Below are 14,880 nucleotides of genomic sequence, written 5' to 3'. Positions count from 1 at the left end.
CTGAGATCACCAAGATTTCCACGGTGCCTGACCGGAGGCCCACTGGTTCTCAAGATACATCTTATCCCTCAGGGTATCCATGGCATACCAGAAACCGTCATATTTGTATGCGGCCAGTTTTTGACCTTTGGCCAGACCTTCCAGGGGATCCCGCTCCCATATCGTGGAATCACCCTTGATGAAATCGAAGACCTCCGGTTCTAGAACGAAGAAACCACCGTTGATGTAGCTCCCATCCCCTTTAGGCTTCTCCACAAAGGATTCGACTATGTCCTTTTGGCCTATGTCAAGTTGGCCCCACTTTCCGGTAGGTTTGACCGCCGTGAGCGTTGCCTTGACCTTCTTTGATTTGTGGAACTTGACCAGTGATTTGAGGTTGAGATCACTGACCCCGTCCCCATAGGTCATCATGAAGGTGTCTTCACCAACGTACTCCTGCACCCTTTTTAATCTTCCACCGGTCATGGTCTCCGTCCCCGTATCGACCATGGTCACCTTCCAGGGCTCGGCGTGGGCGCTGTGGACCTCGATCTTGTTGTTCTTCAGGTCCACGGTCACATCGGACATATGGATGAAATAATTGGCAAAATACTCCTTGATCATGTAACCTTTGTATCCTAAGCAGATCACAAAATCATTGAAACCGTAGAACGAGTAATGCTTCATGATATGCCAAATTATCGGCATACCCCCAATCTCGACCATCGGTTTGGGGCGGTCGACCGTCTCCTCGCTCAATCTAGTGCCAAAGCCTCCAGCCAGGATGACTACCTTCATGTGGTACCCTTGGATTCCACATTATTGTTAGATAGTATATGAATTTACTCGTTATTTTCAATAATATTATATTATTCCGGCATTTTTTATCTCTATCGGTTTATAAACCATATACCATCTCTTCAGGACCCTATGCCCTTGATCAAACGCATTCAGAAATGATCTGCTACCATTATTTATCTCGGGCAGAACTCAGCGATTTAACGATTCTCCGTTATCATGGCTATTAATAGTTACCTGGCAATTCGGGTATGCAATGGCCATGCAAACAATTTCTGAGGGAAGATCATGAAGGTGTTCGTCACCGGAGGCCGTGGATTCATCGGGAGGAATCTGGTTGAGAAGCTCCCCACTGACATGGAGATATGTGCTCCGACCAGTAAAGAGTTGGACCTACTGGATCAGGCAGCGGTGGAGGGATACATCAATTCCCATGATTTCGACATTGTGATCCATACCGCCACCTGGAATTCAACCGCCAACTCCAAGAAAGACACCCACCTGGTGCTAGAGAAAAACCTGTTGATGTTCTTTAATCTGACCAGACTGAGCGACAGATTCGGGAAGATGATCTACTTGGGGTCGGGAGCAGAGTACGACAGGCGTTACTATCTGCCCTCCATGAAGGAGGAATATTTCGATCGGCACATCCCAGTAGATCAATATGGGTTATCCAAATATATAATGGCCAAGACTATTGATTCGTTGGACAACATCATAGATTTGCGGGTCTTCGGTTGTTTTGGACCCTACGAGGATTGGGAGATACGCTTCATCTCGAACGCGATGTGCAAGGCGCTATTCGGTTTACCGATCAGCATAAGGAAGAATGTTTTCTTCGACTACATATGGGTGGACGATCTGGTTCGCATGATCGGAGAGGCCAGCAGGAACAAGATGAAACACCGTCACTATAACGCTTGCACCGGAAGAACGGTGGACCTCATCACTTTGGCGAGGATGGTGAGGGAGATATCAGGAACGAACCTAGATATCGATGTCCAACAGGAGGGTCAGCAATTGGAGTACAGCGGCGATAACTCCCGGATAATGCAGGAATTGAAGGACTTCCATTTCACCCCTCTGAACGATTCGATCGGATCGCTGTTCAGATTCTACGCACAGAATCTCGGAATGATCGACCGGAACCTGCTGCTCGTCGACAAACATTGAACGAGTCATGAGGTCACTGATAATCGTTATGTTAATCGTTCATCCAGGACTGAGTCAGAGATATCGAATGAATACCGCTAGAATAATATAACCGTTCTCAATCATTACCGTAGAAAATAAGATGTGATGTCATGAAAATCCGTGTAGCTGACTATATCACTCATCGTCTGTATGATGCCGGAGGAGATTGTGTCTTCCTGATAACCGGAGGCATGATCATGCATCTGACGGATGCCCTCCTGCAACACGGAAAACAGAGATATGTATGTTGTCACCATGAACAGGCAGCGGTTATGGCGGCAGACGCATATGGGCGCTCCACGGGAAAATTGGGAGTGGCCTATGTCACCGCCGGACCTGGAGCTTTGAACACCCTGACCGGAGTGGTGGGAGCGTATGTGGATTCGGCACCGTGCATAATTGTTTCCGGCCAATCCAAGGTCTCTCAGGCCAAGGTCACAGGGCCCAGACAGTTCGCACTTCAAGGTTTCAACACCCTTCCGATATTCAAGAACGTCACCAAATATGCGGTCATGCTTGATGACCTCTCCAGGGTCAAGTATGAGGTGGAGAAATGCATCTTCCTCGCGAAGGAGGCCAGGGTCGGACCGGTCTGGATAGAATGTCCGATCGATATTCAGGGAGCAAGCTTTGATCCTGACGATCAAGAAGGATATGTGCCTCCATTATCGGTACGAGACGGACCGAGCCTTGATGAACAGGTCAAATTGGTCGCCGAGGATATCAAGAACAGCAAAAGGCCATGCCTGTTGGTGGGAGCTGGAATCCGATTGGCGGATGCGCTCGAAGAGTTCCATTCATTTGTCGACCATGTGAAGATACCGGTCATGACATCAAGGTTGGGAATGGACCTCATCGACCACAATGACCCGTGCTTCGTTGGCCGGCCAGGGACATATGGGGATCGCCCCAGCAATTTCACGATCCAGAACTCCGACCTATTTATCAGCGTCGGCTGCAGACTAGCCATAGGTCTGGTCAGTTATGACTATCAGGATTTCGCAAAACATGCGAAGAAGATCGTTGTCGATATCGACGAGGAGGAACTGAAAAAGCCTTCTGTGATTCCAGATGTCGCCATCCTAGCCGATGCCAAAGAATTCTTCGTCAAATTGAACAAGGCTCTTGAAGGTTTCACGTTCCCCTATGTGGAGTGGACCAAGCAGACCCAGGAATGGAAACGGACCTATCCGGTTGACCTGCCTGAATACCTGAACGAGAGGGAGGGGATCAATTCCTATCATTTCTACCGCGTGCTTTCCAAAAAGGCGCCAGGGGATGCTTTGTTCCTTGTCGATACCGGCTCATGCTTCCATGCCTATGCTCAGGCCTTCGAGGTGAAGTACGGGCAAAGACATCTGATAACCGGAGGCCTTTCAACGATGGGCTATATGCCTGGGTCGATCGGGATGGCCTCGGCTTTCCCAAGCCGGGATATTTATTGCATATCGGGTGATGGATCCCTCCAGATGAACATCCAGGAATTGCAGACCATAGTCCACAATAAACTTCCTATTAAATTGATTGTACTTAATAATAACGGATATCTGCTGATCCGGCTCACGCAGAACAACTTCCAGGGAGGTCGGCACATCGGAACGGATAAGGACAACGGGGTGAGTTTCCCTGACCTTTCAAAGCTGGCAGAAGCCTACGGAATGAAGTATATGCGGATCGAAAGCACTGAAGGTCTCGAATCGTCCATAATGCCAATATTCACCGAGGAGGGACCCATGATCTGTGAAGTGATGAACCCGCCAAACCAGATCCTAATCCCAAGGATCGCTTCGAAGAAAATGGATGATGGAAGCATGAAGTCGATGCCGTATGATGACATGTTCCCGTTCCTCCCCAGGGAAGAGTATCTGGCCTGCAACGTTCGCAGCGGATGCAAGTAAAGGCAGTAACATTGCAGGTGCAGCAGAATGATCACCAATAAGGTCAAGGTAGCGATCCTGGGTAGCGGCAACATCGGAACGGACCTGCTGGTCAAGACGATGAGATCCCCCTACATCGAGTGTTCACTATTCATCGGACGCCATCTCGGAACCCCAGGCATGAACAAGGCAAATAGCCTGGGTGTAAAGGTGTCCGATCTGAGCATCGACGCGATCGAAAGAAACCCGGACATCTGCGATCTGGTCTTTGACGCGACCTCGGCCTTGGACCACAGCAAACATTGGCCGATCCTGAAGAAGCTTGACAAGAAGGTCATCGACATGACCCCTTCAGGCATCGGTGAGATGTGCGTTCCGGCAATCAATCTGGAGGAGTGTCTCGATTATGATAACATCAACATGATCACCTGCGGAGGGCAGGCATCGATACCTCTGGCAAACGTGGTTGGAAGAACCCAGGAGGATGTCGAGTATATTGAGGTGGTCTCGAGCATCGCCTCAAGAAGTGCCGGTCCGGCCACAAGACAGAACCTGGACGAATACGTGGACACCACCGAAAGAGGATTGAGGAAGTTCTCTCATTGCGAGAATGTCAAGGCCATACTGATCCTGAACCCAGCCAACCCATCGATCGATATGCAAACGACTGTCTTCGCAAAGGTGAAACGGCCTAACATGGAACTTCTGAAGCAGGAGGTCGATGCCATGGTAAAGAGGATACAGAACTATGTTCCAGGATACAGTCTGCTGGTCGCGCCGACAATCGAGGCGAACCGGGTGGTGGTCATGGTAAGGGTCAGGGGAATGGGAGACTACCTTCCGAAATATGCGGGGAACATGGACATAATCAACTGTGCTGGGATTTCCATGGCAGAACGCTTCGCCAAACAAATCATAATGAACAAATAAAGGTGTGGCCTATTAAGGATGGTCCATGTCAAGAATCACCGTACATGATGTGACGCTAAGGGATGGTAACCATGCGGTAGCCCACCAACTGTCGGTGGAGCAAATAATGTCATACGCCAAGGCCGCTAACGCGGCTGGGGTTCCCATAGTGGAGGTCGGACACGGGAACGGCCTGGGGGCATCATCTCTGCAGGTTGGATTAAGCGCGATTGATGACGAGAGGATGCTGACAGCGGCGAAATCATGCCTGACCACGTCGAAACTTGCCATTCACGACATGCCCGGATTTGCCACCATCAAGAGGGACCTAGGGAAATCACTGGAGTTGGGTGTGGATGTGGTACGGGTTGCGTCACACTGCACCGAGGCCGACATCACCCAAAGGCACATTAGTTTCGTTAGGGAAAAGGGGAAAGAGGCCATCGGAGCCCTGATGATGAGCCATATGGCCTCCCCTGATGTTCTGGTGGTGGAAGCGCAGAAGATGGAGTCCTATGGAGCTGAAGGGGTTGTCATCTATGATTCCGCCGGCGCCTATCTTCCTGCGCAGGTGAAGGAGCGGATCGCTCTCCTGGTGGGAAAATTGAACATTCCTGTGGGATTCCATGCCCACAATAACCTGGGCATGGGAATCGCGAACGCGATGGCGGCGGTCGAGGCCGGTGCCACCATCATCGACGGGGCCGCGCGAGGTTTCGGGGCCGGTGCCGGCAATGCCCAGATCGAGGTGGCGGTGGCAGTGCTGGAAAAATCAGGATATTCCACCGGCATCGATCTCTATAAATTGCTGGATGCCGCCGATGTGGCTGAGAAGGACCTGATGAAGGAGATACCGAGGATCAGGTCCTTGAGCGTCGTCAGTGGAATGGCCGGTGTCTTTTCAGGGTTCTCTAAGCCGGTGGAGAGGATCTCCAAGGAGTATCAAGTTGACCCCCGTGACGTCTTCTTTGAACTAGGCAGGAGGCAAGTGGTCGGAGGCCAGGAAGATATTATCATCGAGGTGGCGGCGGAACTTGCGTCCAAGGGAAGGGGAGCCCGATGAATACCTCTCAGCGTAACATGATCGTTCAAGACCTGGAGGCAGTCACGTCTTCTGGAACGGATCTGCTGGACCCATTGAGGAACGAAACCCTGCTCATAACCGGGGGAACCGGTTTCGTCGGGACCTGGCTGTCCGAGCTGGTCATCCATCTCAACGATCAGCATGATTTCAGGACAAAACTGGAGCTATTGGCCACCAACACTGGTAGTTTCAGAAAGAACGTTCCGCACATCGCGAACCGCGACGATGTGCATCTGATCGAGAGGGACATAAGGAACCTGACCGACATCCCGTCGGACGTCACCTACATCATCCACGCCGCGGCCACCCCCGACAGGAGAGCCCATGCATCGGATCCCCTCAGGACCGTCCAGACAATTGTGGACGGGACCGATTCGCTTCTTGAATATGCTTCAAGGCTATCGGACGCTAGGAAGATCCTGAACCTGAGCTCGGGATTGATCTACGGAACCCAACCCTGGGAAACGACAGGAATATCGGAGAGCATGATGGGGGGTATCGATTGCGGAGCCTTTGGCTCGGCCTATGCGGAATCGAAGAGAATGGCGGAGGTCATCTGTTCCATCTACCGGAATCAGCATCGGCTGCCGATCGTAACCGCCCGTCCGTTTGCCTTCATCGGCCCGTACCAGTCTTTGGACAGACCGTGGGCGATCAACAATTTCATCAGGGACGGTCTGCTTGGCGGACCCATCCGGATCCTGGGGGACGGGAGGACCGTCAGAAGCTACATGTACCCCTCAGATATGGCCTGGTGGCTCCTGAACATCTTGGTCAGGGGAGAGGTAGGCCAGAGCTACAACGTTGGCAGCCCCGATCCGATATCCTTACAGGACCTGGCCCTGAAGATCGCATCCAATTTTCCGCTGCCGCCGAAGATAATCAGCGGTTTGTCCAGAGGCTCGGAGGAGCAGGCTTCGAAGTTCGTACCCAATGTCGACCTGGTCCGGAGGAAGATGCAACTCGGGATCAGTGTTGACCTAGATACTGCCATCAACCGGACAATAAGGTGGAACCAGATCCATTGAGAGATGGTAGCCATGTGCTCCACGAACTTCAACATTTGGACCATGGATATATTAATGAATTGTTTTTTTTATATATAATATTATATATATTATAAGTGGTAACAACACTAACTAATGAATCCACGTTCGACATCAGAAAACAATAAATCCAATCATTGTGTTTTGACGCGCATTATAGAGGCATTAGATGAGTTCATCTTTTCAGAAAGAGACCTTCGAAAAGGTCGATGTCAAAAATAGAAAGGAGCGATCGGACATAGTAATTGAGAACATAATCCAAGGGTTCGTAAAGAAGAGCTCAGTTCATCAGTTTAAAATGCTAGATGTTGGTTGCGGTGGCGGCCAGCTCCTGGAAAACTTCTGCAGGAAGGACAATATCGAAGTGCATGGTATCGATATCTCGCAAGAAGCCTTAAGAGTCTCCAAAAATAAAGGCTATTGCTCCGTCGAGTGCGACCTCGAAGCTGATAATATGCCTTATCCAGACTCATTTTTCGATGTCGTCGTAATGAATGATCTGATAGAGCATATAATAAATCCTGATCGAATGTTGAGGGAGGCAAGAAGGGTCATAAAACCGGAGGGGAGCATCATCGTTTGCACACCAAATGTTTCCCATCCAGTATCATGGGCCATGCAGATAGTTCTAGACCTGCCACCGATGCAATCTGCGAGGTACAAATCGGTACACGTGCGCGATTTCACCCTTCGAATCTTGAATAAGACCCTGGAACTCAATGGACTATCCGTGTCTAAAGCACAGGGGACTTTCATCTACCCAATTGAGAATAGGATCAGCTATTACATAGCGACAAGGATTCCCAGATTGTCCGAAAGGCTTATTGTGATCTCGAAGAAAGGGGAGAATCCCAAGAACGAGGTCAAGGACATCTATTTTGACGTCCAGGAACTCTTGAAAGCGGGTTGAGAAACCGGTTCATAAGAGAATGACACCAAGCGACCGACCCCTGGTCGCTAGCCCTTCTCTTGATCGCGGACCGTTTGATGAAGTAATGCCATGCACTTTTTCCCATTGCGTAAAATTCTTCGCTGGATAGCTATTTTTATAAGACTATTAAAATAACTATTAAGGTTGACTTTCAGGCTAAAGATCCATGCGCTTGATGCTAAGCCATAAGCGAAAATCATTGTTGTCTCATAAAAGGAGCCAGAATTGCATGCAAAACGGTATCTTTATCTGTTGACAAAGTTTAAAAGAAAAGATGGTCTTGCAAGGCCAAGTGGACGAGTTCTAACTTGATGACCGTGAAAATGAGTTCGGTGAGTAGAGACCATGGTTGATGGTTCATTAAGGCTGATGTGGAAAAGAGCAACGTCGTTCCTCCTTCCATTCAAAGGAATTGTAATCATCGCGTTGATAGGACTGGCAATCCGCTTTCTCATAGCCCCTTTCACTTCATGGACATACGATATGTATCCATATTATTCCGCCATGGTAGATTCTCTGTCAGGCTTGGGCGTTTATGGGCATGTCATGTACTCATATCCCCCGCTCTTTATGGTCATCACTTATCCATTCACTCTTCTGTTATCGTTGTTCCAGGACCCATCAACCTTCGTCATGTTTCAACCTTCCATGGTGGGAGTGGCGCAGAGCACGAAAATGCTGGTGCCCTATGTAACTAGCCCATCATTCAATCTGGCGATCAAAACACCTATGATCATCGGGGACCTGTTGGCCGGCCTTTTTATCTATGCTATCGTTCGGGACCTGTCCAACCAAGTATGGGCAAAAAGGGCGTTCATCCTGTGGTTCCTGAACCCTTTGGTCATACTGACGGGCTCCATTATGGGCCAGTTCGATGTGCTTCCAGCCTTGATGACCCTTATTGCCATTTATTTTGCCATTAAAGAAAAATATCTCTTTGTCGGTCTTGCACTGGGCTTGGGTACCCTCCTAAAGATATATCCAGCGTTCCTATTCTTTTTCTATATAACGATGATCGTTCTCCTAAACAGGGAGAAAACGATACCTTGGATCACCAGAAGAGGAAGGAGGCAATTACTTGAGCTAGTAGCTGGAGGAGCGATTTGCCTGCTGACCATTCTCCCTTTTTTCATCACATCAGGAAGATTCACGGAGGTCATCCTAAGAAGGACGGACTACCAGCAATTTGGGGGATTCAGTATTTGGTCGATATGGAACGTTGTCATTCCGGGGACAAGCCCGGACACGACCTTTCCAGATCTTCACTTAACCACCCTGATCTACGTAGCGATTCTAGTAGCGTCCGTCCTCTGGGCTTTTTGGGTGGTAAGGGAGAAGGAGAGGAACGGACCAGATTTCAAGAAGCGGATGATAAAAGGCCACATCCTTTTCGTGGCGACCATTTTGGTCTTGCAGCCGCTTACCAACCCACAACACTTGATATGGCTCCTTCCACTCTTGCTGCTGTTCATACCCGGGGATCGCCGCATGGAGTTGAGATTCATGGTTCTTTCGATCATTGGAGCCCTATTCTTATTCTCTCTGCAGTCATTCTATGCCCTACTCTATCCCCTGGCCAGTTATATCGGTTTGGTGGATATTGCTACTTTGAACCAGAACATCTTCCTTTACTACAATTCTACGAACCCGTTGAGCCACAACTATGTTCTGGGGATCGTTGTTTTCTCAGCCATGTTCTGTCTCTACACCATTTTCCTTCCGCCAAAATTTGATCCGATGACCTATCTGTTGAGAAAAAGAACGACGGAGGAAAGCCCATGAGGATCATATCGATTATTGCTGTGGCCATTGTTTCGGCACTGATCCTCACATCCACGGTGATGCAACCCTGGAACAACCCGGATCAGATCACTTTACAGGTAATCCGGGGATATGGGGCCAATAACGATTCGGTTCTTGTTAATTATTCTATCACATCCTCCCAATACTCCGATCCCATCAACATCGTCCTTATTCCTTTGGACAGGTATGAATCCAAACCGATCTTCATATTCGCCGATCGTGGTGAATATTCGGTGCAAGACTATGCCCGGGTCTTGGGTCTGTATGATCATCTCAGTGCCGAGATGGCAAATCTAGGTTCAAATCAATCAGTGACTGTGGTCGACCGCTCTGGAGTGGTTGATGTGTTGAGAGGGGACCCGTCTGTGCTTATAATTGTCAATTCAACTGAAGATTGGTCGGACCAAAGCGGCGCGATGCTGTCCTGGGTCGATAAAGGGGGGGTGATCTTTGGCCTGGGAATGGGGGCGCTCCCTTTCATCTCCACCGAAAATGGCGGCAATGATTCTAGAGCGCCATATGACATCAGATATGAGACTCTTGAATATGAAGGGGGGAATGGGGTCTTGGCAAGCGCATCTGCCGCCGGCTTGGATATGAGATATTTGTCGCCCAAGTTTGGAATGAGAGCAGGTGATGTAGAGCAATACGGCCATTCAATTGGCTATTTATACTCTCGGGAATCTGAGTTGACGTCGGCCGCGCTAATACATCGCGGCAATGGCAGTATAGTCCTTTTCAGCGACATTATGGAACAACCGTTCACAACTTCCATGGAGGATGCTGTGGCAGGGGATGTGGCAAAAATGCTTGTCAGTGGATTGCCGTGGGAGTCTGGACCGTTGCATTCGATTCAGGTCAATGGAAGCCAGAATCATATCACTGGCAGCTTCATAGTCAATGTGTCCCCGTCCAGCCTTATGAGCTGCTTCGCATTCTCTTTGGCTGATCATCAGCACCGGAATCGGCTGCTTATCCTTTGACTTGATATCCTGCTTGACCACGTCCAGCAATAGGCTTGTCTTTCAGATCTAGGTGATACGACCTCTGCAAAGGACAAATATGACGATGATTATAATGAACCGAGGCGAAGATTGTCCATCGTTGATCTGGCAGTTCTCATACTGGTGGCAACGCTATTTTTCATGAGATATCTGATGAATGTAGATCCGCGATTCCCCATACTCATCTCCATCGTTTTCTTATTGGCATCGGCGGTGTTCTATTCCTGGGACCCGCTCCCCTGGGCCACCCTTGCCTTCTACAGTTTCATAACTGGTCTCTTGATCATCGTGATAGATAGGTTAAGGTCGAGATCGGTGGACGGAGAGGATTCGCAAGGATCGACGGGGCCTTTCTTCGGCAGGCTAGATAAGGTCAGAAAACTATGGAAAGGAAGAAAGGAAATCGAGCCGTGAGAGGCGTTTCGGACGTTCATTTGACATTTTTAATTAGTATGAGCGATGAAAATCATGGAGACAAAGCCAGCTTTATCGATGGAATAAAAGAGCAAACCTTTAACTATAGTCCTATTTATGCAATGGACTATAGGAAGAATGGTCATCAGGTGAGAAGTTTTGGGAGTTTTCCATAGCATAATCACTGATGTAAGAATGCATATCGGTCAGCTTCGAATTGATCGGCGCTTCTGGTTGGTTGTTGCAGTCTTCTTCATCATTTCCATCGCATGCAATTTTTCCTATCTGCAGGCCGGATTCTCGGGCAATCTGAAAGTGTTCATGATACCGGAGAACCAGGCCACAACTGCCGCACATTACCTTTCGCCCCAAGGCAGCCTTGGTGACTACGCCTGGAACGATTACTATTCCGGAGGGTCATTCGGTCTGGACCCTCTTTCATTCCGTACCACGTTTTCGGTGATTGGTCAGGTATTGAACCTGCAGACGGTTGGAATAATTGCGTTAGAGAAATTTTCGTTCCAATTTCTAGCGTTCATGGGAGCTTTCGTCCTTATCCGTTATTATCTCAGAAAGCGCATGGATGACTCGGCCACCATCAACGTCGCGGCATTCATGGGAGCTCTCATCTACGGCCTCAATCCCTCATTCATGTTGGGAGACAGCTTTTGGGTCGGAATCCAAATGTCGCTTACCACTCTTCCTTGGATCATTTGGACGTTCTCCAAGACCGCGCTGGATGATAAATGGATATATCTGCCCGTATGCGCCGTGACAATGGCGGTCAATGTGGATGAACATTTCATCTGGGCAGGTTTTCCGATCATTCTATTCTTGTACATGTTCTATTGTTATTCCGCCAGAGAGGGAAAATTGAAGAAGAAGGTCCTGACCCCGACCATTGCGTTCTTCTCTGTCATGTTCCTGTTCGTTTCACTTATGGCATATCGGCTCATATTCAGACTAACCGCGACGTCGTCTCAGGCCGCGGCGTTCTCAACGTCTGGATTGAGCAGTCCCTGGGGTCATGCCACAATATTCAACATGTTGACCGCGAGCTCCCATATGGACCTCGCTTCATATTATGTGGTAAGCAGCAACCCCTTCTCGCTTCTCAATTACCTTCTCCCGGCCACGATCTTAATCACTGCCTTCGCTTTCTTTGCTCTTTATCGGTACTCCAGATACAACGAGGTGCTGTTCTACTCTTTCATCATAATCCTTTTCAGCGTGTTCTTCTATGTGGACAGCCCGTTCAAAGCAGTCCATGAATACCTCTTCTTCAACACGCCGATTGGGCTGGCTTTCCGGACATGGAGAGTCTCTGACGCGCTGATCGCTCTATCCTTGTCGGTCCTTTGCAGTTTCGCGTTCTTATCAATCATTCGATATGTGAAAGGGCGAAAGACACGAATATTTGGAAAGAAAAGAAGTGTGGCAGCGACCGCCTTCTTCATAGTATTCATACTACTGATTTCTGCATATTCATGGCCATTATTGTTCACAAATCCGATCTCGAACTTTGGTCCGGTCGATGTTCCAGTTGAGTTCCAGAATGCTGGTCACTATTTGGATTCCTTAGGTGATGACTTCCGTGCAGTTTACCTGCCTGGCTATGGATCGAGTAGGCCGGTATGGAGCCCCGCAATCGGTTCTCAGGACATATGGACCTTCTCATCGTCGATACCGACGATATTATTCGGAACCAATTGGAATCATTATGGATATTATGCCATAGATCCATACTACAGCGCTTCAGTGTTCCATAATCAGGATGTGGAATCCCTGGCAGCTTACCTGGGATGGGCCAACATCGGATATCTTGTGGTCCATGATGACACACCTGCTCTAGCAGGATTCGTCCAACCCATGCTTTCAAAACTTGAGAACTCCTCGACGTTCCTAGAGGTGTTTCACCAAGGGATGGTATACATCTTTAAGAACCTCTGGGCGGACTATAGGATTTCCACTAACCAGGACCTGGTGCTAGCCGATGGCGGATATCGATTGATGAACCAGTTCATGAAAAGCACTGGATATTCGAAAGACTTTTCTTACGATTTCATTGGACAGGACGTGAGTTTGGAAGCGATCAACGCAGCTCCAATAATAATTTCCGACAAGAACGATAGCCAGATGATGGAAAGTCTGACATATATGGAAGCTCTGGTCACCGCCGGTAAGAGCATGACCACCGTTTATCCCTACGATCAGGTGCTCAATTTCAATCCCACCACTCAATGGTCCAGAGGTAGTTACTGGGACCCGCACCAGAATGTCTGGCACCCGTATGTCAATTGGCCGCAGTACTCATTCGACTTTGACTTCAACCGAGGGGTGGTTTACACCATTGGCTCCTCCGACGAGGTCAATCTTGAGATTACCCCTGCTCACAGCGGCAATTCATACCTGGTCCTAAGATATTTTGCCAATGAGCAGGGAGGGCAGATGCAGGTGTCTGCAAATGGAATCAACCAGACCATTAACACATACGACGGTTACGACGGATTCCTGTTGGCGAAGATCCCGATCGTCACCGTCGATCAGGAAACGGTCAAGGTTACGGTCAAGAACCTGGCAGGTTTCAATGGCATTTCGGCCATATCGATCGTCTCGTCAGAGAGCTATGACTCCGCTAGAATGGAAGCCATTAATCTGCTGACGTCCAAAACGGTGTACAAGATAGGTGTCAATGCCCTCAACAATCCATCATTCGATTATGGATATGGGGGTTGGCAGGTCAACTATAGTGTAAATGGTTCAGAGCCGGTCACATTGCCCATATCCGTCTATTCGAATCAGGATAATTACATGGATGGGGTCTATTCGCTCCTGTTTCAACAAGACATAACTATGGCAGGTGTGGAGGACTATCAGGTGATATCGGACAGGTTCGCGATCGATCAGAACAAGACCTATTCCGTGACCGCGGATTGCCTGCCCTATGGCCGGATCGTACCCGTGGTGCAGGTCAGCTATCTTGACAGTGATAACAATCTGATATCGCAATCCAATATGAGCATCGATCAGAGAACCATATGGAACCTGTGGAGATCGAATCAGACGAACCTTGAGGTCCCTGCCAACGCAGCATATGCACGAGTGGACATCATCATTGAGATGAGCAATAACGACTCGGATACATGGAAATGCTTGCTGGATGGGGTGAGGGTCATCGAGAGCGACAAGGTCAACCTCAGGACCGTAAACCTGACCTATAAGAATTCAGAAATATCCTTCATCCGGATCAGCCCGGTGGAGTACCATATCACCATGACCAACATGACTGGTCAAGCTGTCGTCGCATTCAGGGAGAGCTATGACCCGAATTGGGTCCTTACCATGGACGATGGGACCGGTTCGGTGCAAGGGCACTTTGTGAACGACGGGATATTGAATGGATACGTGGTCCATGGGAACGGCACCGTTTCCCTTACCCTCTACTATACCGGACAGAATAACATGCAGATCGGATACTGGCTCAGTTATGCAGGGATGGGGGTTGCTCTTTCCATAATCGTAGGATGCTTTATCTGGAGCTGGCGCAAGAAACGATAGTTGGATCACACGTATAGGCGAGACAGGATAAATGTCTCCGTGGAAACGGCGAGATTCTTGTCTAGTGCCTTTGATTGCATATGCCAGAGATAGGATTATGATGTGGTACCCGATAAGGGGACTTGAAATGAGGCACTACAAATGAGTGGTAATGGCAAACCGCTACTTTCCATCTGCATCCCCACTTTCAACCGGTCTAAGCTCCTCAAGATCAACCTTTTATCGATCCTGAATCAGATGGCAGGTTATGAGAACGAGATTGAGGTCATCGTCTCTGATAACT

11 protein-coding genes are annotated in these 14,880 nt (G+C 48.9%); 10 read left to right on the top strand and 1 reads right to left on the bottom strand.

The genetic code is table 11. The annotated features are described in order from the left end of the window. Positions 1–6: 6 nt before the first annotated feature. Positions 7–777 carry a glucose-1-phosphate cytidylyltransferase gene (gene rfbF / locus VGK23_03220; GenBank protein ID HEY3419539.1) on the bottom strand — a complete coding sequence of 257 codons (771 nt, stop codon included), beginning with the start codon at positions 775–777 and terminating at the stop codon, positions 7–9. 288 nt (positions 778–1,065) lie between these two features. Here rfbF and VGK23_03215 point away from each other — a divergent pair, with 288 nt between their 5' ends. From VGK23_03215 to VGK23_03170, 10 genes are all read left to right on the top strand, one after another. Next, complete coding sequence (locus VGK23_03215; GenBank protein ID HEY3419538.1) at positions 1,066–1,950, top strand: NAD-dependent epimerase/dehydratase family protein; 885 nt, start codon at positions 1,066–1,068, stop codon at positions 1,948–1,950. A gap of 131 nt (positions 1,951–2,081) precedes the next feature. Next, positions 2,082–3,869, top strand: a complete 1,788-nt coding sequence (locus VGK23_03210; GenBank protein ID HEY3419537.1) for a thiamine pyrophosphate-binding protein — start codon at positions 2,082–2,084, stop codon at positions 3,867–3,869. Positions 3,870–3,896: 27 nt separating this feature from the next. Next, entirely contained in the window at positions 3,897–4,778 is an 882-nt protein-coding gene (locus VGK23_03205) for an acetaldehyde dehydrogenase (acetylating) (protein HEY3419536.1), read from the top strand. A gap of 25 nt (positions 4,779–4,803) precedes the next feature. Further along, the gene (gene dmpG / locus VGK23_03200; GenBank protein ID HEY3419535.1) at positions 4,804–5,820 is read left to right on the top strand and encodes a 4-hydroxy-2-oxovalerate aldolase; all 1,017 of its coding nucleotides are present in this window, start codon (positions 4,804–4,806) and stop codon (positions 5,818–5,820) included. Further along, positions 5,817–6,869, top strand: a complete 1,053-nt coding sequence (locus tag VGK23_03195; GenBank protein HEY3419534.1) for an NAD-dependent epimerase/dehydratase family protein — start codon at positions 5,817–5,819, stop codon at positions 6,867–6,869. Before dmpG ends, VGK23_03195 begins: the two co-directional genes overlap by 4 nt. Before the next feature lie 187 nt (positions 6,870–7,056). Next, positions 7,057–7,797: a class I SAM-dependent methyltransferase gene (locus tag VGK23_03190; protein HEY3419533.1), complete on the top strand. Its 741-nt coding sequence runs from the start codon at positions 7,057–7,059 to the stop codon at positions 7,795–7,797. Between the two features lie 366 nt (positions 7,798–8,163). Then, entirely contained in the window at positions 8,164–9,600 is a 1,437-nt protein-coding gene (locus tag VGK23_03185) for a glycosyltransferase 87 family protein (protein HEY3419532.1), read from the top strand. Then, entirely contained in the window at positions 9,597–10,604 is a 1,008-nt protein-coding gene (locus tag VGK23_03180; GenBank protein HEY3419531.1) for a hypothetical protein, read from the top strand. The genes VGK23_03185 and VGK23_03180 overlap by 4 nt, the downstream gene beginning before the upstream one ends. A 111-nt stretch (positions 10,605–10,715) precedes the next feature. Further along, positions 10,716–11,039: a hypothetical protein gene (locus VGK23_03175; protein HEY3419530.1), complete on the top strand. Its 324-nt coding sequence runs from the start codon at positions 10,716–10,718 to the stop codon at positions 11,037–11,039. Positions 11,040–11,273: 234 nt separating this feature from the next. Then, complete coding sequence (locus VGK23_03170; protein ID HEY3419529.1) at positions 11,274–14,597, top strand: hypothetical protein; 3,324 nt, start codon at positions 11,274–11,276, stop codon at positions 14,595–14,597. Positions 14,598–14,880 lie beyond the last annotated feature (283 nt).

Source organism: Methanomassiliicoccales archaeon (assembly GCA_036504055.1).
Lineage (GTDB): Archaea > Thermoplasmatota > Thermoplasmata > Methanomassiliicoccales > UBA472 > DASXVU01.
This window is presented reverse-complemented; position numbering and strand designations above follow the sequence as displayed.

Excerpts from the sequence above, each read along its gene's own strand:
- VGK23_03190 (HEY3419533.1), top strand. The coding sequence starts at position 7,057 with ATGAGTTCATCTTTTCAGAAAGAGACCTTCGAAAAGGTCGATGTCAAA.
- dmpG (HEY3419535.1), top strand. The coding sequence starts at position 4,804 with ATGTCAAGAATCACCGTACATGATGTGACGCTAAGGGATGGTAACCAT.
- VGK23_03215 (HEY3419538.1), top strand. The coding sequence starts at position 1,066 with ATGAAGGTGTTCGTCACCGGAGGCCGTGGATTCATCGGGAGGAATCTG.
- VGK23_03195 (HEY3419534.1), top strand. The coding sequence starts at position 5,817 with ATGAATACCTCTCAGCGTAACATGATCGTTCAAGACCTGGAGGCAGTC.
- VGK23_03180 (HEY3419531.1), top strand. The coding sequence starts at position 9,597 with ATGAGGATCATATCGATTATTGCTGTGGCCATTGTTTCGGCACTGATC.
- VGK23_03185 (HEY3419532.1), top strand. The coding sequence starts at position 8,164 with ATGGTTGATGGTTCATTAAGGCTGATGTGGAAAAGAGCAACGTCGTTC.
- VGK23_03210 (HEY3419537.1), top strand. The coding sequence starts at position 2,082 with ATGAAAATCCGTGTAGCTGACTATATCACTCATCGTCTGTATGATGCC.
- rfbF (HEY3419539.1), bottom strand. The coding sequence starts at position 777 with ATGAAGGTAGTCATCCTGGCTGGAGGCTTTGGCACTAGATTGAGCGAG.
- VGK23_03205 (HEY3419536.1), top strand. The coding sequence starts at position 3,897 with ATGATCACCAATAAGGTCAAGGTAGCGATCCTGGGTAGCGGCAACATC.